The organism is Methyloversatilis sp. XJ19-49 (genome assembly GCF_024580145.1).
Lineage (GTDB): Bacteria > Pseudomonadota > Gammaproteobacteria > Burkholderiales > Rhodocyclaceae > Methyloversatilis.
This window is the reverse complement of the sequence record NZ_JANINI010000014.1, coordinates 25,429-51,250: the sequence shown is the minus strand read 5'-3', so window position 1 is coordinate 51,250 and position 25,822 is coordinate 25,429. Positions and strand designations below refer to the sequence as shown.

The following is a 25,822-nucleotide window of genomic DNA, read 5'->3' as shown; positions in this document are numbered from 1 at the left end:
GGGCTGCAGCGCTTTTTCGTGGCATGGGGCAGGATTTTACAGGCGGCTGGTGAAATACCGCCGCCCGCCGGGAAATGAGACAGCACAGCGTCGCCGGCGTGTCACGACGGGCGTTCTATAATCAGTCGTCTTTCGTGTGCAGCAAACTCCATGGATCCATTGCTGATCAAGGCCTTCATTCTAGGCATCATTGAAGGTCTGACCGAGTTCCTGCCCATTTCCAGCACCGGCCACCTGATCATCGCAGGCAGCCTGCTGGGTTATACCGACGACACCAGTCGCGTATTCAAGATCGTCATCCAGCTGGCCGCGATACTGGCGATCTGCTGGGAGTATCGGCGCAAGCTCATCGATGTCGGCAGCGGCGTGCTGGCGCGCGATCCGCAGGCCAACCACTTCGTGACACTGGTGCTGATCGCCTTCATGCCGGCGGCAGTACTCGGCTTCCTGCTGCACGGCGTGATCAAGACCTATCTGTTCAACCCGCTGACCGTGGCGGGCGCGCTGATCGTCGGCGGCGTGCTCATTCTGCTGATCGAGCGTCGCAATCACCAGCCGCGCTACGAAACCGTGGAAGACATGGACTGGCGAGCGGCACTGAAGGTCGGTCTTGCACAGTCGCTCGCGATGTTTCCCGGCGTGTCGCGCTCGGGTGCGACCATCATGGGTGGCCTGATCTTCGGCCTGTCGCGCCGCGCGGCGACCGAATTCAGCTTCTTTCTTGCCATTCCGACGATGTTCGCGGCCACCGCCTACGACGTTTACAAGAACTGGGCGCTGCTGCGTGCCGAAGATCTGCCGGTGTTCGCAACCGGCTTCGTGGCGTCCTTCCTGGCGGCCTTCTTCAGCGTGCGCTGGCTGCTGCGCTACATCTCCACCCACACCTTCGAGGTGTTCGCCTGGTACCGCATCGTCTTCGGCATCATCGTGCTGCTGACAGCCATCGGCGGCTGGGTGGACTGGGCGGATCACTGATGCAGAAGCTGATCTATCTGCACGGCTTCCGCTCCGGCCCGCAGTCGGTCAAGGCCGTGCAGTTGCGCGCCCACCTTGCACGACAGGGTCGGGCCGGAGACCTGTGGTGCGAACAGCTGCCGCCCGGCCCGCTGGACGCGATCGCGCTGATCGAGTCGGTGCTGTGCCCCGCGATGGCGGACGGCGACGAGGTTGCGCTGGCCGGTTCGTCGCTGGGCGGCTTCTATTCTCTGCACCTGGCGGAAAAGCATGGACTCCGTGCGGCGCTGATCAATCCGGCCGTGGTCGCACCGAAATCGCTCGGCGATTACGTCGGCGAACATGAACACATGTATACGGGCGAGGTGTTCCGCTTCGAGCAGGAACATGTCGAACAACTCGCGGATCTGGATGTCGCGGCCATCACGCAACCGGAACGTTATCTCGTGCTGCTGGAAACCGGCGACGAGGTACTGGACTGGTGGCAGGCGGTACTGAAGCTGCGCGGCGCGAACTTCGTCGTGCATGCCGGCGGCGATCACAGCCTGCGGAGCTTCGCGACAGAACTTCCGCGGATGACCGAATTCCTGCTGCCGGATCGCTGAGGGCGAATGCTGATTGTTGGGCATCGCTGGCGCTCACCCCGACCTGCGGGGGTGATGGGACGGCGCGAAACTTAAGGAAGCTGGGTTGTTGGGCATCGCTGCGCTCACCCCAACCTACGGCAGCGCGGGCACTCGCCGCCAATCACGTTTTGCCCATCCCCCGTAGGTTGGGGTGAGCGCAGCGATGCCCGACACCCGCCCTGAACGAAGTCGCGCTAACGAAAGTCGCTGACGCGGAACCGGGCGAGATCGAAATTGGCGCCACGCTCGATCAGCTCGACCGGATCAAGCCTGACGTGGCGCCCGTTGATCGACGCGTGCAGCGGGTATTCAGCCGAATAGCCGGTGCCGTTGATCGCCAGGCGCACGACGGCGCCGGTGATCGGGTCATCGAGTGCAACGGCTTCGCCGCTGTTGCGTTCGGAGAACACTTCAAGCGGGCGGGCGGTGGTCGACAACGTTTCGATGCCTACCGTGCCGCGCGCATCCCGACCGCGCATGTAGCGGCGCACGACACCGACCAGCCAGTTGTCGCCGCCCGACGGCTGCATGCCGACCAGCGAGCCGACGCGCACCCATTCGGCGCTGGCAGTGGGTGCCGTTGCGCCGATGCCGCCCAGACTGGCGTCGGACATTTCCCAGCGATAGATCACCGCCTCGTCGCGCGCGCCGCGCAGCACGTGGTGCAGATGCTTGATGCCATTGGCGACCGCGAGTGCACCACCCAGCGTGTGGCGGCGGTATTGCCGGGTCGGCGGGTCGAGCGCCCAGTTGATCGACAGGTGGCGCAGCAGCCGACCCAGTTGTTCCGGCGACGGCTCTTCATCGAAATGCAGCGCGTCCGGCCGTTCGCCGGCTTCGAGCTTGCGCGCCATCGCGAGTGCGGCATCGGCGGCCGCGATGCCGGAGAAGTAGCGGATGCCGTCGGTGGTCAGCGGCGCGCGTACCAGACGCAACGGCGGAGCAGGCTGATTGGAGTCCAGCCAGTGCGTGGTGCCGCGCTCGACGGCGGACGCCATCGAGAATCGGGCGGCGAAATAACTGGTGAGCTGCTCGGCCAGTCGCACACCGGCCGGCACCAGTCCTTCCGGCGCCGCCACATGCAGCGCGATCAGGCGCAGATACTCGCGTTCGACCGACGTCGCCGCTTCGTCGGCGGCGTTGACCACCTCGCGCACTTCGGCGCCCGATGCCTGCGCGAGCAGGTAAGCCTGACCGGCCACCTGCCACAGACCGGCATCGACCGGGCCATTGTGATAGACGTCCCACTTGAAACGCTGGCGGCACGCCCGCACGGTGCGCGAGGCCAGACGAGACAGACCGCTGAGCACCGACGCCTGCGCAGGATCGGACATGTAGCGATCGAGCGCGAATTCGTAGGCGGACGACAGGATGGACCAGAAATCGCGGCCGGTGCGCCACACCACATCCTTGCCGTCGGGTTGCTCGACGTAAGCACTGTCGAGCTTTCGCAGGTGGGGCTGGGCGCTGGAATCGAACTGATAGAGCAGATTGACGTGGTGCGCGATGTCGATATTGGCGGCTTCGCTGACCGATTCGACCCAGCCGGTCAGTTCGTTGATGGCCAGATCAGGCTGCGCGGCGGCTATTTCGGCCAGCACACGGCGCAGCTCGGCCGGATTGCCGAGCACGCTCGCCGGGGATGAAGAAAAGACACCGAACATACCTGCCACCTCCGCCGCTCGGGATGCGCCCCGATTGTACTGATCATCAATCGTCCGTCGGACGATGCGCCATGCCCCGTCCGTACTGCATGCAGACCCCGCCGGAACCGCGCGCTGGACTACAATCCCGACCCTCTAGCGTAACGCGACTGCGCGATATTTTCCATGCGGCAATATCTCGACCTCATGCGCCATGTGCTCGAACAGGGCGCGCTCAAGACCGACCGCACCGGAACCGGCACCCGTTCGGTGTTCGGCTGGCAGATGCGTTTCAATCTCGCCGACGGCTTTCCGGTGCTGACGACGAAGAAACTGCACCTGCGCTCCATCATCGTCGAATTGCTGTGGTTCCTGCGCGGCGACACCAATATCGCCTGGCTGAAGGAAAACGGCGTCAGCATCTGGGACGAGTGGGCTGACGACAATGGCGACCTCGGTCCGGTGTATGGCGCCCAGTGGCGCAGCTGGCCGACACCCGACGGGCGCCACATCGACCAGATCGCCGAACTGATCAAGGGGTTGCGCCAGAATCCGGATTCGCGTCGCCACATCGTCAGCGCATGGAACCCGGCCAGCATCCCGTCGATGAAGCTGCCGCCCTGCCATGCACTGTTCCAGTTCTACGTCGCCGACGGCGCATTGTCCTGCCAGCTGTACCAGCGCAGCGCCGACATATTTCTCGGAGTGCCTTTCAATATCGCGAGTTACGCACTGCTGACGATGATGATTGCTCAGGTTTGCGGGCTCAAGCCGGGCGAATTCATCCACACGCTGGGTGACGCGCACCTGTACCTGAACCATGTCGATCAGGCCCGCGAGCAATTGTCACGCGCACCGCGGCCGCTGCCGGTGATGCATATCAACCCGGCGGTGACCGACCTGTTCGCGTTCGCGCCGGAAGATTTCCGTCTCGACGGCTATGACCCGTGGCCGCACATTCCGGCGAAGGTGGCCGTGTGACGCCGCGCCTGTCGCTGATTGCCGCCCTGGCCGCCAATGGCGTGATCGGCCGCGACAACACAATGCCCTGGCACCTGCCGGAAGACCTGAAGCGCTTCCGTGCGCTGACCATGGGTCACCCGATGATCATGGGCCGCAAGACCTGGGATTCGCTCGGCCGGCCGTTGCCGGGTCGCACCAGCATCGTGGTCAGCCGGCAGCCCGGATTGTCGATTCCGGGTGCCATCGTCGTGCCGTCGCTGGAGGCGGCGTGGCAGGCTGCCGCGCAGGTCGAAGGTGGCGCGGACGCCTTCATCATCGGTGGCGCCCAGCTGTACGCATTGGCTCTGCCGCACGTACAGCGGCTGCTGCTGACCGAAATCGCCGACCGGTTCGACGGCAACACGGTATTCCCTGCCTTCGACCGCAGCGAATGGATCGAAACCGCCCGCGAATCGGCTGTCAGCGCCGGCGGGTTGCGGTACGCCTTCGTCGATTACGCGCGACGCTGAGCGACGGCGCACCGCGTTGCATCAGCTGCCTCGCTGGCGGCCCGGACGTTCAGTCGCGTACGCAATCGACCAGGTAGTTGATCGTTTCGCCCTCGCCATCGCCGACCAGACCGTGAATGTCGGTTTCGAAGCCCGGAAAGGCGCGGTTGAATTCGCGTGCAAAGCGCAGGTAATTGACGATGGTGCGGTTGAAGCGCTCGCCCGGGATCAGCAGCGGGATACCCGGCGGATAGGGGGTGAGCAGCACGCTGGTTATGCGGCCTTCGAGGTCGTCGATCGGCACACGATCGATCTCGCGATGCGCCATGCGCGCCCAGGCTTCGGCCGGCTTCATCGCCGGTTCCATCGGCGACAGATACATTTCGGTCGTCAGGCGCGCGATGTCGTGCTTCTTGTACATTTCGTGGATGCGCACACACAGGTCGCGCAACCCCACGCGTTCGTAGCGCGAATGCGCCGCCACGAATTCCGGCATCACCTTCCACAGCGGTTCGTTGTTGTCGTAGTCATCCTTGAACTGCTGCAGTTCGGTCACCAGCGTGTTCCAGCGGCCCTTGGTGATGCCGATGGTGAACATGATGAAGAAACTGTACAGCCCGGTCTTCTCGACGATGATGCCGTGCTCGGCCAGATAGCGCGTCAGCATGCCGGCAGGAATGCCCCAGTCGGCGAAGTCGCCGTCGACATCCAGACCCGGCGTGATGACCGTCGCCTTGATCGGATCAAGCAGGTTGAAGCCTTCGGCCAGGTCGCCGAAGCCATGCCAGCGCTCGCCGGCGCGCAGCGTCCAGTCTTCGCGCGTACCCAGGCCCTCTTCCGCCAGATGTTCCGGACCCCACACCTTGAACCACCAGTCGGCGCCGAATTCCGCACCGACCTTGCGCATCGCACGGCGGAACTCAACTGCTTCGGCCAGTGACTCCTCGACCAGCGCAGTGCCGCCCGGCGGCTCCATCATCGCAGCCGCAACGTCGCACGACGCGATGATCGCGTACTGCGGGCTGGTGGAGGTGTGCATCAGGTAAGCCTCGTTGAATACGTCGCGATCGAGCGAGCGGGTCTGCGAATCCTGCACCAGGATCTGCGACGCCTGCGACAGGCCGGCCAGCAGCTTGTGCGTCGACTGCGTGGAAAAGATCATCGAATCCTTGCAGCGCGGCCGGCCTTCGCCGATGGCGTGGTAGTCGCCGTAGAAGTCGTGGAAGGACGCGTGCGGCAGCCATGCTTCGTCGAAATGAAGCGTGTCGATCTCGCCGTCGAGCACATCCTTGATGGCTTCCACGTTGTACAGGATGCCGTCGTAGGTCGACTGCGTGATGGTCAGGATGCGTGGCTTCTTGTTCGACACCTTGCGCGCGAACGGATTGGCCTCGATCTTCGCGCGGATCACGTCCGGACTGAATTCGGACAGCGGAATCGGGCCGATGATGCCGTAGTGATTGCGCGTCGGCGTCAGGAAGACCGGAATCGCACCGGTCATGATGATGGAGTGCAGGATGGATTTGTGACAGTTGCGGTCAACGACCACGATGTCGTCCTGCGCCACGGTCGAATGCCACACCATCTTGTTCGACGTCGACGTGCCGTTGGTGACGAAGAACAGGTGGTCGGCGTGGAAGATGCGCGCTGCGTTGCGCTCCGACGCAGCCACCGGGCCGGTATGGTCGAGCAGTTGCCCGAGTTCCTCGACTGCGTTGCACACGTCGGCACGCAGCATGTTCTCGCCGAAGAACTGGTGGAACATGCGCCCGACCGGGCTTTTCAGGAAAGCGACGCCGCCTGAGTGGCCCGGGCAGTGCCAGGAGTAGGAACCGTCCTGCGCGTAGTGCACCAGCGCACGGAAGAACGGCGGCGGCAGCGAGTCGAGATAGGCACGTGCTTCGCGCACGATGTAACGCGCGACGAATTCCGGCGTGTCCTCGAACATGTGGATGAAGCCGTGCAACTCGCGCAGGATGTCGTTCGTGATGTGGCGCGTGGTGCGCGTCTCGCCGTACAGGAAGATCGGAATGTCGGCATTGCGGCGGCGGATTTCGGCCACGAATTCGCGCAGGTTCTGCAGCACGGCCTGGATTTCCGCCGCGCTGCCACCACCGAACTCTTCGTCGTCGATCGACAGGATGAAGGTCGATGCCCGGCTCTGCTGCTGCGCGAACGAGGTCAGGTCACCGTAGCTGGTGACCCCCAGTATCGTCAGACCTTCCTTCTCGATCGCTTCGGCCAGCGCACGGATGCCCAGACCGGACGCGTTCTCGGAACGGAAGTCCTCGTCGATGATGATGATCGGAAACTCGAAGCGCATGGCGTCAACCTGTGTGATGGCTGGAGCGCCCTGGCACGGCGCCCCGGATTGCAGAGAACCTGCGATCCTGAGCGCGCGATGGTATCAGTTCGATGTCTCAAAACAATCCGGGCCGCACTGGGCGGCCCGGACGGGATGCTGCAGACGCTACGACTGCATTCAGCCGAGGCGACGACGGGCGACGGCGCCAACGACCAGCAGGCCGGCGAGAATCATTGCGTACGACGCGGGTTCAGGCACCGGGGCGGCAACCGACGTGTAGCTGTCGAGGAATTCGACGCGCACACCTGTCGGATTGCCGCTGCGATACGCACTGTTGTTCACGATGAAATCGATCGTATTCACGCCGGCAACGAAGCCGGTGCTGGCCGCAAACGAGGTCCAGCTGCTGAAGGATGAGCCGGTGGAAATGGTGCTGCCGTTGAAAACGACATAACCGTTGTTGTCCGACGCCCAGCGACCGGAAAATGCTGACGCTGCCGGGTCATAGCCGGTGAGATCGAAGCTGATCGACCACTTGTACAGGCCAGCCGACGACGGATCATAGCTCTGCGCCGCGTTGGCTGACGGCGTCAACCAGACCGAGTCCCCGTTGTTGGCGAGCCAGGAACCGAAAGGAAAGCCCGAACCGGTGGTCACGACGCCGTAGCCGTCGGTGCCGGTCGCCGTGCCGGCGAGGGCGGTGAAGCTGTAGCGGGTATCGGTCTGGCCGGCGTCGAAGCCGGTACCGGTGTTTTCGAGACCTTCGATCCAGGGCGCGTCGAGCGCGGCAACGGCGCCCGTCGAAGCAATGGCCAGACTTGAAGCGAGAAGAAGATTCCTGAACATGACGGCTCCGCAGTGATTCGTGAAAGTGAGCGGAGTCTAGGGCTGACGTTCAGGGCGGACTGTTCATAAAGTCACGTCGCAGCGCCGTGTAACGCTTGGTATCGATTCGCGGGCAAATACTTGCGGAAAGCGTGCATTTGCGCACGAAAACCGCGTCAGATCTTGGGCAGCGTGACACCGGTCTGCCCCTGGTACTTCCCGCCACGGTCTCGATATGAAGTTTCGCACGGCTCGTCGGACTCGAAGAACAGCATCTGGGCGACGCCTTCGTTGGCGTAGATGCGCGCCGGCAGCGGCGTGGTATTGGAGAACTCCAGCGTGACGTGACCTTCCCATTCGGGTTCGAGCGGCGTCACATTCACGATGATGCCGCAGCGCGCATACGTGCTTTTGCCTAGACACACCACCAGCACGTTGCGCGGCACGCGAAAGTACTCGACCGTACGCGCCAGCGCGAATGAATTGGGCGGAATGATGCAGGACTCGCTGTTCATTTCGACGAAGGAATTCGGATCGAAGGTCTTCGGATCGACGATGGTCGAGTTGATGTTCGTGAACACCTTGAATTCGGCCGCGCAACGTACGTCGTAACCATAGCTCGACGTGCCGTACGAAACGATGCGCCGGCCATCGACCTCGCGCACCTGACCGGCCTCGAACGGCTCGATCATCCGGTGTTCCTCGGCCATCCGGCGTATCCAGCGATCGGATTTGATGCTCATCTGCGTATCCTCGGCATGCGTAAGCGGGGCGACCGGGCGCCACGAAAGACCGCGATTGTTGCAAGTTCGGCGCAGAAAAGCACGCGGCCCGCACATCAACGCGATGTGCGGGCCGCGCGGCTTGAGGCAGGAATGATCAGGTCAGCATGTCGGCCCAGATGTTGCGCGCCCAGGCGAGTGCGTACTTGCCTTCCATCTCGGTGGGTGCTGCGGACAGACCGCCGGCGCCCTTGACCGGCTGCGGCTGCTTCGTCGCCGCATCGTAGGGATGCACGGATGCCACGTGCACCACGTTCGTCGCATCCACGAAGCTGTAGCAGGTGTTCATCACCAGCGGCGCGTCGGACGGCGGCTGTCCGGACATCAGGTTGATGATGGCCGCCGCCGCAACCTTGGCGTGCTGATTGGCCATGTGACCGGACTTGGGCATCGTCGGCGCCGGGAAGATGGCGTCGCCCAGCACGTGAATGTTGGGCGTACTGGTCGATTCCATCGTGAGCCAGTTGACGTCGACCCAGCGGTTGTTGATCAGCTTCAGCCCCGACTTGGCGGCAATGTCGCCCGCACGCTGCGGCGGCACGACGTTGAGCACACTCGCCTTGACCTGTTCGAACTCGAGGATGGCGGTGCGGTTGCCGACATCTACATCGCGCAGCTCGCTCTGCGGCCGGTACTCGATCATGCCCTTGTAGTTGTCAGCCCAGGCCTTGGTGAACAGGCCCTTCTTCGACACGATGTCCTCATTGGCGTCCAGCACCAGCACCTTCGATTTCGGCTTCGCCTGCTTCAGGTAATGGGCGACCATGCAGGCGCGCTCGTAAGGCCCGGGCGGGCAGCGGTAAGGCGCCTTCGGGATGGTCATCGCAAACACGCCGCCGTCGGGCATCGCTTCCAGCTGTTTGCGCAGTGCAACCGTCTGCGGTCCCGCCTTCCACGCGTGCAGGATGCTTTCCTTCGCCGCTGCCGATGCCATGCCGGGCAGCGACTCGTACATGAAATCGACGCCGGGCGACAGCACCAGCCGGTCGTAGGCCAGGTCGCCACCACGTGCCAGCCTGATCATGCGTTTTTCAGCGTCAACCGCGGTCACTTCGTCCTGCACCACGGTGATGCCGTACTTCGCGAGCCCTTCGTAGCCGATCGTGATGTCCGACAGCTGCTTCTCGCCCGCGATCACCAGATTGGAGATCGGGCACGACACGAAAGCGGCGTTGCGCTCGACCAGCGTCACGCGGATGCCGCCCTCGCTCCACATCGAAATGTACTTCGCGGCGGTCGCGCCGCCGTAGCCGCCACCGACCACGACAACATGGCCCTTGGCGCCCTTGCCGGCGCCGGCACAGCCGTACAGCGCCGCCATGGCGGACAGGCCGAGCGTGCCTTTGATGAATCCACGACGTGCCGCGCTCATTTGGCACCTCCGACCGGTGTACGCGAAGCAAAATAATCCGCAATCAGGTCAAGCTGGCTGTCGGTGTAGCCCTTGGACAGCTGATGCATGATCGTCGCCGGCTTGGCGCCGCTGCGGAATTCGTTGATCAGGCCGAGCATCTTCGCTTTCGACATGCCCGCAAGGCCCGGAATGCCGCCGGCGCTGTTGCCGTCCGTGCCGTGGCAATTTGCGCAGGTGGCTGCAAGATTGCGTCCGAGGTTCGGGTCGGCAGCCTGTGCACAGGCCATTGAGAGGCCAAGCCACAGCAGCGCCGTGCCCGCCAGTTTCTTTTTCAAAATGTTCTCCTCCGTGGAATCTTCGTGGTAATCCGGGCACGCCTGTTCCACATCTGTCGTGAAGAACCTTGCGAGCTAACGACACGCTAGACAAAAACTCGTCACGTCTCAAGTAGAAAAAATAATAAATTAATTCTTGACTATATGCGCATTTGCGCATATGTTTGATTTCAACAAGGACAAGACGAGGAGCAGCTGTGGATTACGATCCCGAGCTGGACAAGGTTTTTGAGTCGGTTGCCGATTACTTCGGACTGCTGGCCGAACCTGCAAGACTGAAGATCCTGCACTGCCTGTGCGACGGCGAACGTTCGGTTGCCGACGTCGTGGACCAGTCGGGTCTGAGCCAGACCAACACCTCCCGTCACCTCAACATGCTGTACCGCGCCGGCATCGTCGGCCGGCGCAAGGATGGCGCCATGGTGTTCTACAAGCTCATCGACCCGAATTTTCCGTCGATCTGCCGCACCGTCTGCATCCAGATTGCCTCCGGCAACTCGCTGAACATGCCGCACCGACCCAGCAAGGCATCGCTGAAGAAGGTGGGCAAGTCACTCGAACTCGCGTCCGAACAGGAGTAAGCATGCCCCAGAACACCCCACGCCCCGGGCGCATACAGCGCGCACCGGAAGGCTTTCTGTCGCCGGAACAGATACGTGACGTGTCTGCCGGGCGTCGCGACTTCCTGCGGACGGCCTTCGTCAGCGCCAGTATGGCCGTGGCAGGGACGTCCGTTGCACGGGCCGCCGATGGCGACCCGGCCATCCTGACGCTGCCCGAACACAGCACGACACTCGGCCGTCCCGTCGCCGAACGCCCTTACGGTGCGCCGTCGCAGTTCGAAGCGGGGCTGCGCCGTCGCGAAAGCCCCGGGTTGACCCGCGTGGCCGGCTCTTCGGTCTCGTTTTCACCGCTGCAGGGACTGTTCGGCATCATCACGCCGTCCGGCCTGCATTTCGAACGCCACCACCAGGGCTGGCACGATATCGACCCGGCGCGTCACCGGCTGATGATCAACGGCCTGGTGAAGGAAGCCCGTGTCTACACGATGGACGACCTGATGCGCCTGCCATCGGTGTCGCGCATCCACTTCATCGAATGTGGCGCCAATACCGGCATGGAATGGGGCAATGTGGCGGTGCCGACGGTGCAGTACTCGCACGGCATGCTGTCCTGTTCGGAGTTCACCGGCGTGCCGCTGTCCGTTCTGCTCGACGACTGCGGCATCGATCGCAAGCGCGCGAAGTTCGTGCTGGCCGAAGGAGCCGACGGCTCGAGCATGACCCGCACGATATCGCTCGACCGCGCACTGGACGACGTACTGGTCGCCTGGGGCCAGAACGGCGAAATGCTGCGCCCCGAGAACGGTTATCCGCTGCGTCTAGTGGTGCCCGGCGTTCAGGGCGTATCGTGGGTCAAGTGGCTGCGCCGCATCGAAGTCGGCGATCAGCCGTGGGCGACCAAGGACGAGGCGGTGCACTACATCGACCTGATGCCCGATGGCACGCACCGCCAATACACCTCGATTCAGGAATGCAAGTCGGTCATCACGACGCCGTCCGGCGGCCAGACCCTGCTCGACAAGGGATTCCACAACATCACCGGTCTTGCCTGGTCGGGCCGCGGCAAGGTGAAGCGGGTCGATGTATCGGTCGATGGCGGCCGCAACTGGCGCACCGCGCGGCTTGAAACGCCGGTGCTGTCGAAGGCGCTGACCCGCTTCAACATCGACTGGGTGTGGGACGGCAGTCCCGCGATCCTGCAGTCGCGCGCCATGGACGAAACCGGTTACGTGCAGCCCACCTATGCGCAACTGCGCGCGGTGCGCGGCACGCGGTCGATCTATCACAACAACGCCATCCAGTCGTGGAAGCTGGCGGACAGCGGAGACGTGAGCAATGTCCAGGTTTTCTGAACTTCTCCTCGCGGGCTGCCTGATCGCAGCCGCGGCCGGCGCCTCGGCCGACAGCAGCTTTCCGGGCGTCGGCCGTCCAGCCACCCCGTCCGAAGTCAAGGCATGGGATATCGATGTGCGTCCCGATTTCAAGGGCCTGCCACCCGGCAAGGGCTCGGTGGATCAGGGCATCGAACTGTGGGAGGCAAAATGTACGGCCTGCCATGGCAGTTTTGGCGAGAGCAACGAGGTATTCACCCCGCTGGTCGGCGGCACGACGAAGGAAGACATTGAAACCGGCCGCGTCGGCGCCTACATCAGACAGGACGCCCCGCAGCGCAGCACGCTGATGAAGGTACCGACGCTGTCGACGCTGTGGGACTACATCAACCGCGCCATGCCCTGGAATGCACCGAAGTCGCTGAGCCCGGACGAGGTGTACGCCGTGCTCGCCTACCTGCTTCATCTGGGTGAGATCGTCCCGGCCGACTTCACGCTGTCGGACAAGAACATCGCCGAGGTGCAGAAGCGCATGCCGAACCGCAACGGCATGACGACAAAACATGGCATGTGGGACATCAAGGGCAAGCCTGACGTGAAGAACGTGGCCTGCATGAAGAACTGCAAGACACAGATCACGATGGGGTCCAGCCTGCCGGACTACGCTCGCGACGCCCACGGCAATCTTGCCGATCAGAACCGGGTGATCGGCGCCGTACGGGGGCAGCAGACTAGCGAGGGTGCCGGCGGCGGTGCGGCTGCGCCCGCGCCGCATCCCGCGATGGACTTGATGAAGAAAAGCGGTTGCAGTGGTTGTCACGGCATCGCCAGCAAGATACTCGGGCCGTCCTTCCGCGACATCGCGAAGCGTTACAAGGACGACAAGGGGGCAGAATCGCAGCTCATCGGCCGTGTCAAGGCAGGTGGCAGCGGCACGTGGGGCGATGCGGCAATGCCGCCCCAGGCGCATGTCAGCGACGCGGACACGGCTGCGTTGATCAAATGGATATTGTCGGGCTCGCCCGAAAACTGAGGAGGAAACGGATGAACACGCAGCGAAGGGAAGTCCTGAAGAGCGGCAGCGCAGCCGGATTGTTCGGTCTGCTGGTGGCCGCCGGCCTGATCACGACCCAACAGGCGCAGGCCGCCGGATGGGACAAGCCGGCGTTCGAAGCCAAGGCGATGGACGAGGCGCTCAAGGCGCTGGGTGCCGGCAAGCCCGCCGATTCGAAGGATGTGCAGATCAGCGGCCCCGACATCGCCGAGAACGGTGCAGTGGTGCCGGTCGGCGTCAAGAGCGCGCTCGCCGACACGGAATTCATCGCCATCCTGATCGAGAAGAACCCGAGCATGCTGGCTGCCAGCTTCACGCTGCCGGCCGGCACGATGGCTGACGTGAGCACCCGCGTGAAGATGGGCCAGACCTCGAATGTGTTCGCACTGGTCAAGGCCGGCGGCAGCTTCTACATGGTGTCCAAGGAAATCAAGGTGACGCTGGGCGGTTGCGGCGGCTGATAGCGGCCGGCAATTCGTTCACATTCCACGCACAACCCAAGGAGCAAGACATGGCAGGTCCGATGCGCATCCGCGCCGCCAGCAATGGCACTGAAACCGAAGTGAAGATCCTGATGAGCCACGACATGGAAACCGGTCAGCGCAAGGACGCGTCCGGCGCCCTGGTCCCGGCCCATCACATCACCGAACTGACGGCCACCCACAATGGCCGCGTCGTGCTGGCCGCCCAGTTCGGCCCGGCGGTCTCGAAGAACCCCTATCTGCAGTTCAAGTTCGCCGGCGGCGCCAAGGGCGACAAGGTCAGCGTGAGCTGGGTGGACAACAAGGGCGACAAGCGTACCGACGAAGTCGTCGTGGCCTGAACCCCGCGCTTCGTTGCACCGAGGATCGACCCGAAGCAGGCCGGTCCCGTCATCAGCCCGGATCATCCCGTCAAGGACTGGAGGAAGAGATCATGAAGAACAGCACATACGCTGCCTGCGTTGCCGCGTCCGCGCTCATGTTTGCCACACCGGTGCTGGCAGACGCCACCGCCGAGGGCATTGCCAAGTACCGTGAGGCGCTGGCCGAAGGCAATCCGGCCGAGCTGTGGGAAATGCGCGGCGAGGAGTTGTGGAAGGAAGCGCGCGGCCCGAAGAAGGCCACACTGGAAAAGTGTGACCTCGGCCAGGGGCCGGGCGTTGTCAAGGGCGCCTTCGTCACGCTGCCGCGCCATTTCGCCGATACCAACCGTGTGCAGGATCTGGAGTCCCGCCTGCTGACCTGCATGGAAACGCTGCAGGGCATTCCGGCCGACGAGGTCGCCAAGACCCCGTTCGGCAAGGGTGAGCAGAAGAACATCGAGGCACTGGTGGCCTGGATTTCCGCCGAATCGCGCGGCATGAAGTTCAACCTGCCGATGGCACATCCGGAAGAGAAGCGCATGTACGAGATCGGCAAGCGCGCCTTCAACTATCGCGGCGGCACGCACGATTTCGGCTGCGTCACCTGTCATGGCGAAGACGGCAAGCGCATCCGTCTGCAGGATCTGCCCAACCTGACCAAGGGCCCGGACGCCGCGCGCGGCTTCGGATCGTGGCCGGCCTACCGCGTGTCGTCGGGCGAGCTCTGGAGCATGCAGCGGCGCCTCAACGACTGCTTCCGCCAGCAGCGTTTCCCTTACCCGGTGTACGGCTCGGACGTGACCATCGCCCTGTCGAGCTACCTGGGTGTGACCGCCAACGGCGCCGGCGAAAGCACTGCGCCGGCCATCAAGCGTTAAGGAGAGCACGATGAACATCCGCATCCGTCAGGGCGCTGTCGCGCTCGCCGTCATGGCCGCGCTGGCCACCGTCGCAGGCTGCGCCGGCACTGGCGCGTCCACAGTCTCCTCGGCCGATTACGACAAGGACGCTGCAGCCGTCATGGCCGCATCCTTCCGCGAACAGGGCATCGTCAAGACCGACCGACTGACGCAGGACGAGGTCATGGTCGCCTGTTCGAAATTCGGGCACAGCCTCGATGACGAACTGCGCGAACGATTCCAGGCGGCCGCGCTGGCCGAGGTGAAGTGGCCGTCCGACGGCAAGTATCTGGGCGACTGGAAGGAAGGCGAAAAGATTGCGCAGAGCGGTCGCGGCCTGACCTGGACCGACAAGGCCGACGCCGCAAACGGCGGCAACTGCTACAACTGCCACCGCATCACGAAGAAGGAAATCTCTTACGGCACCATCGGCCCCAGCCTCTACCAATACGGCAAGGTGCACGGCAACACGGAAACCACGCAGAAGTATGTGTGGGCCAAGATCTGGAATCCCAACGCCTACAGCGCCTGCACCAACATGCCGCGCTTCGGCACGCACGGCATCCTCGACGAAAAGCAGATCCGCCATATCGTGGCCTTGCTGCTCGACCCGAAGTCGCCGGTCAACGCGGAGTGATGGCGCAATGAGCATGAACCGCCGCGAATTCATGCAGGTGCTGGCGGCCGCCAGTGCCGGTGGCATGGCCCTGCATGGCAACTTCGCCCAGGCTGCGAGCGCGGCCGGTCAGATGTACGAATTGCCGCGTTTCGGCAACGTGAGCCTGCTGCACATGACCGACTGCCACGCGCAGCTGATGCCCATCCACTTCCGAGAGCCGGACGTGAATCTGGGCATCGGCGACATGATGGGTCGGCCACCGCATCTGGTCGGCGAAAAGCTGCTGAAGCAGTTCGGCATCGCGCCGGGCAGTGCGCAGGCACATGCCTTCACCTACCTCGACTTTTCGCAGGCGGCTAAAACCTACGGCAAGGTCGGCGGCTTCGCTCACCTGACCACGCTGGTCAAGCGCATGAAGGCCAGCCGGCCCGGCGCGCTGCTGCTCGACGGCGGCGACACCTGGCAGGGCTCCGGCCTGTCGCTGTGGACGAAGGGACAGGACATGGTCGACGCCTGCAAGCTGCTCGGCGTCGATGTCATGACCGGTCACTGGGAATTCACCTACGGTGCGGAGCGGGTGAAGCAGATCGTCGACGGCGACTTCGCCGGCAAGATCGACTTCGTCGCGCAGAACGTGAAAACCACCGACTTCGGCGACCAGGTGTTCCCGCCCTTCGTCATCAAGCCGATGAACGGCGTGCCGGTGGCCATCATCGGCCAGGCCTTCCCCTACACGCCGATCGCCAATCCGCGCTACTTCACGCCGGACTGGAGTTTCGGCATCAACGACGAAAGCCTGCAGGAGCATGTCGATGCCGCGCGCGCCAAGGGCGCGCAGGTGGTGGTCGTGCTGTCGCACAACGGCATGGATGTCGATATCAAGATGGCCTCCAGGGTGCGCGGCGTCGATGCCATCCTCGGCGGACACACGCACGATGGCGTGCCAGCCCCGGTCATCGTCAAGAACGGCGGTGGCCAGACCCTGGTCACCAATGCAGGCTCGAACGGCAAATTCCTCGGCGTGCTCGATTTCGACGTCAAGGGCGGCAAGGTGTCGGATTTCCGCTATCACCTGCTGCCGGTGTTTTCCAACCTGATCCAGCCGGACGCCGACATGGCGTCGCTGATCACGAAGATGCGCGCACCGTACGAAGCGAAGCTGAATGAAAAGCTCGCGGTGACCGAAGGCCTGCTGTATCGCCGCGGCAATTTCAACGGCAGCTTCGATCAGCTCATCCTCGACGGCCTGATGAAGATGAAGGACGCAGAAATCGCCTTCTCGCCCGGTTTCCGCTGGGGTACCAGCCTGCTGCCCGGCGACCCGATCACGATGGAAAACCTGCTCGACCAGACCGCCATCACCTATCCCTACACGACGCTGACGCCGATGACCGGCGAATTCATCAAGACGGTGCTCGAGGACGTCTGCGACAACCTGTTCAATCCCGACCCTTACTATCAGCAGGGCGGCGACATGGTGCGCGTCGGCGGACTGCAGTACCGCTGCGACCCCACCGCCAGGATGGGCAGCCGCATCACCGCGATGTCGCTCGGCGGCAAGCCGATCGAGGCGTCGAAAACCTATCGCGTCGCGGGCTGGGCACCGGTGTCGGAAGAAGCGAAGAACGCCGGCGGCGAACCGATCTGGGACCTGATGGCGCGCTATCTGCGCGATGTGAAAACCGTCAAGCCGGTCAAGCTGAACCTGCCCGAACTGCAGGGCGTGGCCGGCAACCCGGGCATGGCCTGACATGCAGCTTTTGCGTCGTCCGTCGATGCGGACACTTCTCGCGACATGCGCTCTCCTCCTTGCGCAATGGGCGATGGCGGGCGGCGCACCTCTTGTTCATCCGGCGCTCAAGCCGGTACAGGTCGGCGCCCACAGCTGGTATGTGCAGGGTGAAGCCGGCCCGGCCAGTCTGGCCAATGCGGGCTACAACTCCAACGCCGGCTTCGTTGTCACCGGCGACGGAGTGGTCGTGATCGATGCGCTCGGCACCCCGGTGCTGGGAGAGGCGCTGATCGCCGCCATCCGTCGCGTGACCGACCAGCCGATCCGCCGCGTACTGATCACCCATTACCACGCCGACCACTTCTACGGGCTGCAGGCATTCAAGGCCGTCGGCGCCGAAGTGTGGGCGCACCGCAGCGGTCGCGAATACATCGAAGGCGAGGAAGGCCGTGCGCGGCTGGAACAGCGACGGCGCGATCTCGATCCGTGGGTCGATGGCAAGACCCGACTGATCGCCGCCGACCTCTGGCTGGAGGGCGACACCAGCTTCCGCATGGGCGACCTCAGTTTCGAAATGATCCACATGGGCCCGGCGCACGCACCGGACGACATGGTGGTCGTGGTGCGCGAAGACGGGGTGATCTACTCCGGCGACATCCTGTTCATCGGCCGCATCCCCTTCGTCGGTGATGCCGACAGCAAGCGCTGGCTGACCACGATGGACCGTCTGCTCGCGCTCAAGCCCGGCACGCTGGTCACCGGCCACGGTCCGGCCTCGACCGACCCGGCGCGCGACCTCGGCCTGACGCGCGACTACCTGACCTATCTGCGCACCGAAATGGGTCGGGCGGTCAGCGACTTCATGCCCTTCGACGAGGCCTATGCACGCACCGACTGGCGCCGCTGGGAAAAAATGCCGGCCTTCGACGCCGCCAATCGCGTCAACGCCTACGGCACCTACCTGCGCATGGAGCAGGAGGCGCTCGACAAATGACCGCCCGCGCGCTCGTCGTCCTGATGTCACTGTTGCTCAGTCCGGTGCTGTTCGCTGCACCGGCGCGTACCGCAGGGCCGGCCCTGCCGACGCTGACGAATGCGGTGAAGGATGTACGTGACGCCGGCAACCCGGGCGTCGTGGTCGTCGTGCTGTTTTCGCTGCCCGGCTGCCACTACTGCGAAGAGGTCCGCAGCCACTATCTGGCGCCGCTGGCACGCGATGCCGCACAGCGCGGCCGGCTGGTGATCCGCGAAGTCGACCTGGACAGCGGACGCAAACTGACCGATTTCGACGGCAGCAAGACGACGCAGGCCGCGTTCGCAAAACGCATGAAGGTGCAGTTCGCGCCGACCGTGCTGTTTCTCGATGCCCACGGTCGGCAGGTCGCCTCACCACTGGTAGGCGCCGGCAAGGCCGACTTCTACGGCGGCTACCTCGATGACGCCATCGCGGCCGGCATTGCGGCGGCCGTGCGCTGACCGGCCCGACCGCCTACCTGAACTTGTAGTAACGCTGGTTCAGATAGGCCGCAACGTGCGCCTCGTCCTCCGGGAACCAGCCGGTATTGAGCTGCGAATTGCACACGCTGACCTGGGTCGCGAGCTGGGCCAGCGAATTCACCCGGCGGTCCTTGCGCAGATAGATCTGCGAGCCGTCGCCACCCAGCTTGTCCATGTGGCAGTTCTCGCACTGCGCCTCGACCATCAGTTCGCCGCCCTTTGCCGGATCGGCAGCCTGAACGGCCGCGGCAGGGACACAACAGGATGCAGCGAGCAGCAGTGCGTTCGGCTTCATGACGGCTTGCCTCCGGGTTCGTCTGGCGATCAGGTGTTCTGTACCACGATGCTGGGGAATTTGGCGCTCATGTCCTTGCCCTTGTCGGCGATCTTCACCGCCACCTTGCGCGCGATGTCGCGATAGATCTCTGAGACGCGGCCGTCCGGGTCGGACACCACGGTCGGCTTGCCGGAATCGGCCTGTTCGCGAATCTGCATCGCCAGCGGCAGAGAGCCCAGCACCTCGAGTCCGTAGTCGGCCGCCATGCGCGCGCCGCCGCCTTCGCCGAAGATGTGCTCTTCGTGGCCGCACTTCGAACAGGTGTGGATGCTCATGTTTTCCACGATGCCGAGGATGGGGATGCCCACCTTCTCGAACATCTTCAATCCCTTGCGTGCGTCCAGCAGCGCGATGTCCTGCGGCGTCGTGATGATGACGGCGCCGGTCACCGGCACCTTCTGCGCCAGCGTGAGCTGGATGTCGCCGGTACCCGGCGGCATGTCGATCACCAGGTAATCGACGTCTTCCCAGCGCGTTTCGGTCAGCAACTGTTCCAGCGCGGAGGTCACCATCGGGCCGCGCCACACCATCGGCGTTTCGACGTCGATCAGGAAGCCGATCGACATCGCCTGGATGCCGTAGGCCATCATCGGAGACAGCGACTTGCCGTCCGGGGACTCAGGACGGCCGGTGATGCCCAGCATCTGCGGCTGCGACGGACCGTAGATGTCGGCGTCGAGCAGGCCGACGGTCGCCCCCTCGGCGGCCAGCGCCAGCGCGAGATTCACCGCGGTGGTGCTCTTGCCGACGCCGCCCTTGCCGGACGCCACGGCGATGATGTTCTTCACGCCCGGCAGCAGCTTCACGCCGCGCTGCACCGTGTGCGACACGATCTTCTGCGTCATGCTGACGCTGACGTTGCCGACGCCCGGAATGGCGCGCAGCACGGCGATGGCCATCCGGCGCAGGTGATCCATCTGGCTCTTGGCCGGGTAGCCCAGTTCGATGTCGACCGAAACGTCTGTGCCATCGACGCGGATGTTCCGCGCGCTGCGCGTGGTGATGAAGTCCTTGCCGGTATTGGGATCGATCAGTTCCTTGAGCGCACTCTGGACCTGGGCTTCGCTGATGGACATATGAACTCCGAACGGCGGTGTGCCCGCCGGGCCGCATCATGCGGCGCCGCTGCAGGCAATACCTGATTGATTTACTCCAGTTTAACCGATCATCGCGGTCCGTATCCCGGAAGCCCGTGCTCGGGCAGTAGAATTGCGGGCTTGCCTGCTCTGGCCACCACTTCGCCGCCCGCCATGTCCCGCCGCCTTCTCGTCACCAGCGCCCTGCCCTACGCCAATGGCGCCATCCACCTCGGTCATCTGGTCGAATACATCCAGACCGACATCTGGGTGCGCTTCCAGCGCATGCGCGGCCACGAGGTGCATTACGTCGGCGCCGACGACCAGCACGGCACGCCCATCATGCTGCGCGCCGAAAAGGAAGGCATCACGCCGCACCAGCTGGTCGAGCGCGTGCTGCACGAACACGCCCGCGACTTCTTCGGCGGCCTGGACGTGCAGGCTGCATGGAAGAAGGGGCAGGGCGAGCTGGGCGGTTTCCTGGTCAGTTTCGACAATTACCACCAGACCGATTCCGACGAAAACCGCGCCTTCTGCGAAGACATCTACGGCAAGCTGAAGGCCGGCGACCTGATCGCGCAGCGCTCGGTCGAGCAGTTCTACGACCCGGTGAAGGCAATGTTCCTGCCTGACCGCTTCATCAAGGGCGAGTGCCCGAAATGCGGCGCGAAGGATCAGTACGGCGACTCGTGCGAAGTGTGCGGCGCCACCTATGCGCCGACCGAACTGAAGAACGCGTATTCGGTGGTGTCCGGTGCCGCGCCGGAGCGGCGCGCCAGCGAACACCACTTCTTCCGCCTGTCGGCGCCGCAGTGCGAACAGTTCCTGCGCGACTTCACGCAGGGCTCGAACCGACTGCAGATCGAAGCCGCCAACAAGATGAAGGAATGGCTGGGCGAGCCGGGCGACAACCGCCTGTCCGACTGGGACATTTCGCGCGACGCGCCCTACTTCGGCTTCCGCATCCCGGGCACCGACAACAAGTTCTTCTACGTCTGGCTCGACGCGCCGGTCGGCTACTTCGGCAGCTTCCGCAACTACGTGGCGAAGCAGCAGGCGCTGGGTAAGGATATCAGCGAGGCCGACTTCCTCGATGCCGCGGGCGCGAAAGCGGCCGGCACAGAAATGGTTCACTTCATCGGCAAGGACATCCTGTATTTCCACGCCCTGTTCTGGCCCGCCATGCTCGAACACTCGGGCTACCGCACGCCGACGCAGATCAACGCGCATGGCTTCCTGACGGTGAATGGCGAAAAGATGAGCAAGAGCCGAGGCACCTTCATCACTGCGCAGAGCTATCTCGATCTCGGCCTGAACCCGGAATGGCTGCGCTATTACTACGCCGCCAAGCTCAACGGCTCGATGGAAGACATCGACCTGAACCTCGACGACTTCGTCGCGCGGGTCAATTCGGATCTGGTGGGGAAGTACATCAACATTGCGAGCCGCTGCGCGGGGTTCATCACGAAGCGCTTTGCGGGCAAGTTGTCGGCGCCGACCGTGCCATTTCACTGGCATGAGGTGTCGATCCGTGACGCCTACGAATCGCGCGACTACGCGCGCGCGCTGCGCGAGGTCATGGCCTGCGCCGACCAGGCCAACGTGTTCGTCAATGACCATGCACCCTGGGTGCTCGCCAAGCAGGACGGTCAGGACGAAAAGCTGCAGTCGGTGTGCAGCACCGCGCTGGAACTGTTCCGCCAGCTCACCGTGCTGCTCAAGCCGGTGCTGCCGCATCTGGCTGCCGAGGTCGAGCGCTTCCTCAAACTCGCGCCGCTCGTCTGGGACGATTTCGGCAGCACGCTGGCCTCCGGCCACACCATCAACGAATACAAGCATCTGATGACCCGTATCGACCCCAAACAGGTCATTGCACTGGTCGAGGCCAACAAGGAAACCCTCGTGAGCACGCAAGCCCCCGCACCCGCTGCCGAGCCGGTGAAAAAGCCCGAAACCGCGGCCGCCGCACCGGCTGCCACGGCGTCGCACATTTCGATCGACGACTTCTCGAAGGTCGAACTGCGCATCGCGAAAATCGTCTCCGCCGAACATGTCGAGGGCGCGGACAAGCTGCTGCGCCTGCAGCTGGACATCGGCGAAGCTGCGCCGCGTCAAGTGTTCGCCGGCATCAAGTCGGCCTACGACCCGGCGTTGCTGGTCGGGCGGCTGACCGTCATGGTGGCCAATCTCGCGCCGCGCAAGATGAAGTTCGGCATGAGCGAGGGCATGGTGCTGGCGGCGTCCGACGACACCGGCGAAGTGCCGGGTCTGTTCATCCTGTCGCCGGACAGCGGTGCGGCGCCGGGCATGCGCGTCAAATAGGCGTGAACGACAGCGAGATCGAGGCGCTGCACTTCGCCATCCGCGGGCGGGTGCAGGGCGTGGGTTTCCGCTACGCCATGATCAACGAGGCGCGCCGGCTCGGCGTGACCGGCTGGGTGCGCAACCGGCGCGATGGGTCGGTCGAGGCGTTCGCCTGCGGTGTGCCGGCGGCCCTTGATGCATTGGTTGCCTGGGCCGAACGCGGGCCGGCAGGGGCGCGTGTCGATGAATGTCTGATTGCGCCCATTGCTGCCGACAGTGCACTGCACGACTTCTCGCAACGCCCGACCGTCGGCGATCCGCTGTCGAAAAGCGACTGAAAGCGCGGCCATTTGGTGCACTGCCGCCATGGCGGTGCGTCAAGACATTCCCTCCACACAGGTCTAGTCTCTTCAACAGGCGCGCACATGGACGCAACCCACTTCTGTGGAGGAGACAATCATGCTGCCAATGGAGGAAGCGTGTTTTAGCGCCGTGTTGCGCGCCTGCCAGGATCACGCCGACGCATTGCTTGCGCGCGGCGACCCGCCCCGCCCCACCGCGCTGATGGCCCACATCGAGCACGGCTGCATCCGCAGCGCGGCGCTCGCCCACATGGACATGCTGGACGAGTTCGCCGTGACCCGCTTCGTGCAGGAAACGGTCGCTCATCCCGACATCGATGTGATCGGCCTGAGCTGCCTGATGCGGCTGGCCGAATTCGACGACGATGAACCCGATCAGCCGCCGGTCACGCGCGACGTCGTGGTGATCTATCTGGTGTCGAAGGAGCGCGAAACGTGGGTTGCCAATGACATCGATCTGGCAACCGGCTGCCTGATGCGGGGCGAACTCGACCTGACGCGCGGCAGCCACACCTTCCTGATAGATCCGATGCGGCTGCACTGATCAGCCGGCATCCTCCTCGCGCGACGCGCGGGTGTCCTGGCCGGCCGGCAATTCGGTCGGCACCGGCTTGAGCCGGTACGGCGCCACCAGCTTCCAGATGTGCGCCGGCACCATGCTCTTCAACCGCTGCGGCACTTCGCGCCGCAGATGGATGACGGTTTCGACCGCCTTCATTTCGACCCGGGCACGCGCGAATTCCAGCCCCTTGGGGCCGACACGCGGCATCAGCCAGCCCACGACCGGGCGCAGCCATTGCGGCATCCGGCGCAACGGCAAACCGCCCGCGGCGCGTTCCACGTTGGCGAGGAAGCCCTTGACCGGCCCCTGCCGCTTGCCTGCGCTGCCCGGCGCACGCGTCACGATCTCGTCGCCCAGCAGCGCAAGCAGTTCTTCGCCGCGCTCGTTGCGCACCAGCAACCACTGTTCGCCCTCGCCACCCATGTAGCCGACCGTGATGTCGGCCAGCACATTGGTGTAATCGACACAGGTGCGACAGGTCAGCGGGAAGAAATCGTTCGGCAGCTGCGACAGCGGCAGCATCAGGAAAGGAATCGCGCGCCGGGTGCCATCGCGATAGCGCAGTTCGACGTGATAGTCGGCGCGGAACTCCAGATAGGTGATGTCATCAGCCGCAACATCGGTTTCACGGGCCAGCAGTTCGAGGAACTCGTGGAAGCGCTCGGTGGTGGTGTTGTCCGAGCACGGCGTGCCGATCACGTACAGCCTGTCGAAGCCCAGTTCGGCCTCGAGTGCGCGAAGTGCATACACCTGACACGGAATGCCGATCACCGCGAGCCGCCGGTAACCTTGCGCACGCGCCGGTTCGAGCAGCGCAAGCAGCGGCGCATAACCCATGCGCATGCCGCGGCACTGCGCCATGCCTTCGGCCCGGGTGACCAGCACCGGCACCGGCCGCCAGCGATCGTCCGGATCGGGCGCCATGGTCAGCACGGCGTCGACGGCGCCGGTTTCGAGCAACCTTTCGGCGATACGGGTGGTGATGCCGGTCCATTGCGCGTCGGCTCTGGCCGGCTTGAGTGCAGCACGCAGCATGCGGCGATGCGGCCCGAAATGCAGCTCGTCCGGTCGCTGCGGGTCGCGTGCGCGGCCGTGCACGCGGGTTTCCAGATCAGGGTAATCCGGCTTGATGAACTGGCAGGCGCGGCCACAGCGCTTGTCGTCGCTGCTGCGGGAAATGCCGCAATCGGTACACAGATCGCGGCTGGCAGCCGGGCCGACCATCGGCCGCCATACGCCTGAAGATGAGGACGCTTCAGACGACGGGGCTGCGGTCGGCGGCGCGGCGTTCAGCTCTGGGGAACTCGGGTGGTTCATGCGCCCGGAGCGTACCAGAGCCCGCGTGCCCGGCGTCTGTTGTCATTGGATCGCGCGGCCCGCAATTCAATGACAACAGACCCTAGAAGCCGATCTTCTTCTGCCGGGTCGCGCGGCCGGCGTCCAGGTCGGCCGGCAACAGGTGGTCCCGCCGTTCCAGCTTGGCGTTGCCGAAGGCCGCCATCAGCACCTTGCGCATATCGCGCGGCGGCACACGAGCCAGACCGTCGATGACGTCCTCCGGCGCATCCTCGTCGAAGCCCCATTGATGGGCGGCGACGATCTCGCCGTAGAGCGTGCGCGCGATGGCACAGGCCTGATCGTGATCCGGGCGCGGCACGGTGTAGACGTTCATGCGGCTCAGGATGGGCTCGGGAATCGAACGCTCGTCATTCGCCGTGGACACCCACATGATGTGACTGGCATCCATGTCGACCTCGATGAACTCGTCCTTGAACTGGCGCGCGGTATCCTGCTCAAGCAGGCCGTACAGCGCACCCATCGGATCGTAGCGCGGGTCGCCACCCGCCTTGTCGACCTCGTCGAGCACCAGCAGCGGGTTGGCGTAGTCACCCGAAACCAGGGCCTGTGCGACCTTGCCCGGTCGCGCGTGCGACCACTGCGATGAGGTGCCGCTCAATATCCAGCCGGCGGTCAGCGACGACATCGACACGAACTCGAAGCCGGTGCCCAACACATTGGCGAGTTGCTTCGCGAAATGGGTCTTGCCGATACCCGGTTCCCCGAGCAGCAGGATGGGCGTGAAGTGCATCGGTTCGTTGCCGGCGACCGCCAGCGCGAGATAGCGTTTGAGGTCGTCCAGCACGGGTGCGAAATTCGGACAGCGGGCATACAGTGGATCGAGGCCGTCGAACGACGAAGGTTTGACGACGTAGCGCACGCCACCCAGCTGCTTCATCTTTTCGTAGTACGCCACCAGCGACTCATTGCGCGATGTGGCACCCGATTCCATTGCACGGTCCACCGCACCAACGCTGTAGATTTCGCGGCATTCGGCCAATGGAATCTGAAACTCAGCCCCTTGCATGA

27 protein-coding genes are annotated in these 25,822 nt (G+C 64.1%); 17 read left to right on the top strand and 10 right to left on the bottom strand.

What is annotated here, in order from left to right; all coding sequences use genetic code 11:
* The first annotated feature begins 150 nt into the window (after positions 1–150).
* The gene (locus tag NMQ16_RS15925) at positions 151–975 is read left to right on the top strand and encodes an undecaprenyl-diphosphate phosphatase (protein WP_257081872.1); all 825 of its coding nucleotides are present in this window, start codon (positions 151–153) and stop codon (positions 973–975) included.
* On the top strand, positions 975–1,559 hold the full coding sequence (locus NMQ16_RS15920; protein WP_257081870.1) for a YqiA/YcfP family alpha/beta fold hydrolase: 585 nt from the start codon (positions 975–977) through the stop codon (positions 1,557–1,559). Before NMQ16_RS15925 ends, NMQ16_RS15920 begins: the two co-directional genes overlap by 1 nt.
* Positions 1,560–1,774: 215 nt before the next feature.
* Here NMQ16_RS15920 and NMQ16_RS15915 read toward each other — a convergent pair whose 3' ends face one another.
* On the bottom strand, positions 1,775–3,244 hold the full coding sequence (locus NMQ16_RS15915; protein WP_257081868.1) for a hypothetical protein: 1,470 nt from the start codon (positions 3,242–3,244) through the stop codon (positions 1,775–1,777).
* 165 nt (positions 3,245–3,409) lie between these two features.
* On the opposite strand from NMQ16_RS15915, the gene NMQ16_RS15910 reads away from it, so the two are divergent.
* Both NMQ16_RS15910 and NMQ16_RS15905 read left to right on the top strand, forming a co-directional pair.
* Positions 3,410–4,204, top strand: coding sequence for a thymidylate synthase (locus NMQ16_RS15910; protein ID WP_257081867.1), 795 nt, complete (start codon positions 3,410–3,412; stop codon positions 4,202–4,204).
* Positions 4,171–4,695, top strand: coding sequence for a dihydrofolate reductase (locus tag NMQ16_RS15905; RefSeq protein ID WP_257081866.1), 525 nt, complete (start codon positions 4,171–4,173; stop codon positions 4,693–4,695). The genes NMQ16_RS15910 and NMQ16_RS15905 overlap by 34 nt, the downstream gene beginning before the upstream one ends.
* Positions 4,696–4,744: 49 nt before the next feature.
* Here the strand turns inward: NMQ16_RS15905 and NMQ16_RS15900 are convergent, their stop codons facing one another.
* From NMQ16_RS15900 to NMQ16_RS15880, 5 genes are all read right to left on the bottom strand, one after another.
* A complete protein-coding gene (locus NMQ16_RS15900; RefSeq protein WP_257081865.1) occupies positions 4,745–6,997 on the bottom strand; it encodes an arginine/lysine/ornithine decarboxylase in 2,253 nt (750 codons plus the stop codon).
* Between the two features lie 159 nt (positions 6,998–7,156).
* Positions 7,157–7,825, bottom strand: coding sequence for a PEP-CTERM sorting domain-containing protein (locus NMQ16_RS15895; protein WP_257081863.1), 669 nt, complete (start codon positions 7,823–7,825; stop codon positions 7,157–7,159).
* Between the two features lie 155 nt (positions 7,826–7,980).
* The gene (dcd, locus tag NMQ16_RS15890; RefSeq protein WP_069038575.1) at positions 7,981–8,547 is read right to left on the bottom strand and encodes a dCTP deaminase; all 567 of its coding nucleotides are present in this window, start codon (positions 8,545–8,547) and stop codon (positions 7,981–7,983) included.
* 136 nt (positions 8,548–8,683) lie between these two features.
* Positions 8,684–9,958, bottom strand: coding sequence for an NAD(P)/FAD-dependent oxidoreductase (locus NMQ16_RS15885; RefSeq protein WP_257081862.1), 1,275 nt, complete (start codon positions 9,956–9,958; stop codon positions 8,684–8,686).
* Complete coding sequence (locus NMQ16_RS15880) at positions 9,955–10,326, bottom strand: c-type cytochrome (RefSeq protein WP_223300310.1); 372 nt, start codon at positions 10,324–10,326, stop codon at positions 9,955–9,957. Before NMQ16_RS15880 ends, NMQ16_RS15885 begins: the two co-directional genes overlap by 4 nt.
* 146 nt (positions 10,327–10,472) lie before the next feature.
* Between NMQ16_RS15880 and NMQ16_RS15875 the strand changes: the two genes are divergently transcribed.
* The 10 genes from NMQ16_RS15875 (at position 10,473) to NMQ16_RS15830 (ending at position 18,793) form a co-directional block, all read left to right on the top strand.
* Positions 10,473–10,856: a metalloregulator ArsR/SmtB family transcription factor gene (locus NMQ16_RS15875; RefSeq protein WP_069038577.1), complete on the top strand. Its 384-nt coding sequence runs from the start codon at positions 10,473–10,475 to the stop codon at positions 10,854–10,856.
* 2 nt (positions 10,857–10,858) lie between these two features.
* Positions 10,859–12,190, top strand: a complete 1,332-nt coding sequence (soxC, locus tag NMQ16_RS15870; protein WP_257081859.1) for a sulfite dehydrogenase — start codon at positions 10,859–10,861, stop codon at positions 12,188–12,190.
* Positions 12,174–13,202, top strand: coding sequence for a c-type cytochrome (locus NMQ16_RS15865; RefSeq protein ID WP_257081856.1), 1,029 nt, complete (start codon positions 12,174–12,176; stop codon positions 13,200–13,202). The genes soxC and NMQ16_RS15865 overlap by 17 nt, the downstream gene beginning before the upstream one ends.
* 11 nt (positions 13,203–13,213) lie before the next feature.
* The gene (soxY, locus tag NMQ16_RS15860) at positions 13,214–13,684 is read left to right on the top strand and encodes a thiosulfate oxidation carrier protein SoxY (RefSeq protein ID WP_257081855.1); all 471 of its coding nucleotides are present in this window, start codon (positions 13,214–13,216) and stop codon (positions 13,682–13,684) included.
* Positions 13,685–13,734: 50 nt separating this feature from the next.
* Complete coding sequence (gene soxZ, locus NMQ16_RS15855; protein ID WP_373566804.1) at positions 13,735–14,046, top strand: thiosulfate oxidation carrier complex protein SoxZ; 312 nt, start codon at positions 13,735–13,737, stop codon at positions 14,044–14,046.
* Between the two features lie 92 nt (positions 14,047–14,138).
* Complete coding sequence (soxA, locus tag NMQ16_RS15850) at positions 14,139–14,945, top strand: sulfur oxidation c-type cytochrome SoxA (RefSeq protein WP_257081851.1); 807 nt, start codon at positions 14,139–14,141, stop codon at positions 14,943–14,945.
* 10 nt (positions 14,946–14,955) lie between these two features.
* A complete protein-coding gene (soxX, locus tag NMQ16_RS15845; protein WP_257081850.1) occupies positions 14,956–15,603 on the top strand; it encodes a sulfur oxidation c-type cytochrome SoxX in 648 nt (215 codons plus the stop codon).
* Positions 15,604–15,610: 7 nt separating this feature from the next.
* The gene (gene soxB, locus NMQ16_RS15840) at positions 15,611–17,335 is read left to right on the top strand and encodes a thiosulfohydrolase SoxB (RefSeq protein WP_257081848.1); all 1,725 of its coding nucleotides are present in this window, start codon (positions 15,611–15,613) and stop codon (positions 17,333–17,335) included.
* Positions 17,336–17,408: 73 nt separating this feature from the next.
* Complete coding sequence (locus NMQ16_RS15835) at positions 17,409–18,311, top strand: MBL fold metallo-hydrolase (RefSeq protein WP_257081847.1); 903 nt, start codon at positions 17,409–17,411, stop codon at positions 18,309–18,311.
* Positions 18,308–18,793 (top strand): thioredoxin fold domain-containing protein, encoded by a 486-nt coding sequence (locus tag NMQ16_RS15830; RefSeq protein ID WP_257081846.1) that lies wholly within the window; start codon positions 18,308–18,310, stop codon positions 18,791–18,793. The genes NMQ16_RS15835 and NMQ16_RS15830 overlap by 4 nt, the downstream gene beginning before the upstream one ends.
* Before the next feature lie 13 nt (positions 18,794–18,806).
* Here NMQ16_RS15830 and NMQ16_RS15825 read toward each other — a convergent pair whose 3' ends face one another.
* Together NMQ16_RS15825 and apbC are read right to left on the bottom strand one after the other, a co-directional pair.
* Positions 18,807–19,109, bottom strand: coding sequence for a hypothetical protein (locus NMQ16_RS15825; protein WP_257081845.1), 303 nt, complete (start codon positions 19,107–19,109; stop codon positions 18,807–18,809).
* Between the two features lie 29 nt (positions 19,110–19,138).
* On the bottom strand, positions 19,139–20,227 hold the full coding sequence (gene apbC, locus NMQ16_RS15820) for an iron-sulfur cluster carrier protein ApbC (RefSeq protein ID WP_257081844.1): 1,089 nt from the start codon (positions 20,225–20,227) through the stop codon (positions 19,139–19,141).
* 174 nt (positions 20,228–20,401) lie between these two features.
* Here apbC and metG point away from each other — a divergent pair, with 174 nt between their 5' ends.
* The 3 genes from metG to NMQ16_RS15805 all read left to right on the top strand — a co-directional run bounded on the left by metG (position 20,402) and on the right by NMQ16_RS15805 (position 23,437).
* A complete protein-coding gene (gene metG / locus NMQ16_RS15815) occupies positions 20,402–22,549 on the top strand; it encodes a methionine--tRNA ligase (protein WP_257081843.1) in 2,148 nt (715 codons plus the stop codon).
* A 2-nt stretch (positions 22,550–22,551) separates the two neighbouring features.
* The gene (locus tag NMQ16_RS15810) at positions 22,552–22,869 is read left to right on the top strand and encodes an acylphosphatase (protein ID WP_257081842.1); all 318 of its coding nucleotides are present in this window, start codon (positions 22,552–22,554) and stop codon (positions 22,867–22,869) included.
* 121 nt (positions 22,870–22,990) lie between these two features.
* Positions 22,991–23,437: a hypothetical protein gene (locus NMQ16_RS15805; RefSeq protein WP_257081841.1), complete on the top strand. Its 447-nt coding sequence runs from the start codon at positions 22,991–22,993 to the stop codon at positions 23,435–23,437.
* Here NMQ16_RS15805 and NMQ16_RS15800 read toward each other — a convergent pair whose 3' ends face one another.
* On the bottom strand, positions 23,438–24,679 hold the full coding sequence (locus NMQ16_RS15800) for a Coenzyme F420 hydrogenase/dehydrogenase, beta subunit C-terminal domain (RefSeq protein WP_257081840.1): 1,242 nt from the start codon (positions 24,677–24,679) through the stop codon (positions 23,438–23,440).
* A gap of 175 nt (positions 24,680–24,854) precedes the next feature.
* Positions 24,855–25,820: an AAA family ATPase gene (locus NMQ16_RS15795; RefSeq protein ID WP_069038590.1), complete on the bottom strand. Its 966-nt coding sequence runs from the start codon at positions 25,818–25,820 to the stop codon at positions 24,855–24,857.
* Positions 25,821–25,822: the final 2 nt, after the last annotated feature.

Bases quoted from the DNA above. Each gene is read 5' to 3' on its own strand.
- NMQ16_RS15900 (WP_257081865.1), bottom strand. From the start codon at position 6,997: ATGCGCTTCGAGTTTCCGATCATCATCATCGACGAGGACTTCCGTTCC.
- dcd (WP_069038575.1), bottom strand. From the start codon at position 8,547: ATGAGCATCAAATCCGATCGCTGGATACGCCGGATGGCCGAGGAACAC.
- soxX (WP_257081850.1), top strand. From the start codon at position 14,956: ATGAACATCCGCATCCGTCAGGGCGCTGTCGCGCTCGCCGTCATGGCC.
- NMQ16_RS15800 (WP_257081840.1), bottom strand. From the start codon at position 24,679: ATGGTCGGCCCGGCTGCCAGCCGCGATCTGTGTACCGATTGCGGCATT.
- soxY (WP_257081855.1), top strand. From the start codon at position 13,214: ATGAACACGCAGCGAAGGGAAGTCCTGAAGAGCGGCAGCGCAGCCGGA.
- NMQ16_RS15920 (WP_257081870.1), top strand. From the start codon at position 975: ATGCAGAAGCTGATCTATCTGCACGGCTTCCGCTCCGGCCCGCAGTCG.
- NMQ16_RS15910 (WP_257081867.1), top strand. From the start codon at position 3,410: ATGCGGCAATATCTCGACCTCATGCGCCATGTGCTCGAACAGGGCGCG.
- NMQ16_RS15885 (WP_257081862.1), bottom strand. From the start codon at position 9,958: ATGAGCGCGGCACGTCGTGGATTCATCAAAGGCACGCTCGGCCTGTCC.
- NMQ16_RS15830 (WP_257081846.1), top strand. From the start codon at position 18,308: ATGACCGCCCGCGCGCTCGTCGTCCTGATGTCACTGTTGCTCAGTCCG.
- soxB (WP_257081848.1), top strand. From the start codon at position 15,611: ATGAGCATGAACCGCCGCGAATTCATGCAGGTGCTGGCGGCCGCCAGT.
- NMQ16_RS15805 (WP_257081841.1), top strand. From the start codon at position 22,991: ATGCTGCCAATGGAGGAAGCGTGTTTTAGCGCCGTGTTGCGCGCCTGC.
- soxZ (WP_373566804.1), top strand. From the start codon at position 13,735: ATGGCAGGTCCGATGCGCATCCGCGCCGCCAGCAATGGCACTGAAACC.
- NMQ16_RS15925 (WP_257081872.1), top strand. From the start codon at position 151: ATGGATCCATTGCTGATCAAGGCCTTCATTCTAGGCATCATTGAAGGT.
- soxC (WP_257081859.1), top strand. From the start codon at position 10,859: ATGCCCCAGAACACCCCACGCCCCGGGCGCATACAGCGCGCACCGGAA.
- NMQ16_RS15835 (WP_257081847.1), top strand. From the start codon at position 17,409: ATGGCGGGCGGCGCACCTCTTGTTCATCCGGCGCTCAAGCCGGTACAG.
- soxA (WP_257081851.1), top strand. From the start codon at position 14,139: ATGAAGAACAGCACATACGCTGCCTGCGTTGCCGCGTCCGCGCTCATG.
- apbC (WP_257081844.1), bottom strand. From the start codon at position 20,227: ATGTCCATCAGCGAAGCCCAGGTCCAGAGTGCGCTCAAGGAACTGATC.
- NMQ16_RS15915 (WP_257081868.1), bottom strand. From the start codon at position 3,244: ATGTTCGGTGTCTTTTCTTCATCCCCGGCGAGCGTGCTCGGCAATCCG.
- NMQ16_RS15825 (WP_257081845.1), bottom strand. From the start codon at position 19,109: ATGAAGCCGAACGCACTGCTGCTCGCTGCATCCTGTTGTGTCCCTGCC.
- NMQ16_RS15865 (WP_257081856.1), top strand. From the start codon at position 12,174: ATGTCCAGGTTTTCTGAACTTCTCCTCGCGGGCTGCCTGATCGCAGCC.
- NMQ16_RS15895 (WP_257081863.1), bottom strand. From the start codon at position 7,825: ATGTTCAGGAATCTTCTTCTCGCTTCAAGTCTGGCCATTGCTTCGACG.
- metG (WP_257081843.1), top strand. From the start codon at position 20,402: ATGTCCCGCCGCCTTCTCGTCACCAGCGCCCTGCCCTACGCCAATGGC.
- NMQ16_RS15795 (WP_069038590.1), bottom strand. From the start codon at position 25,820: ATGCAAGGGGCTGAGTTTCAGATTCCATTGGCCGAATGCCGCGAAATC.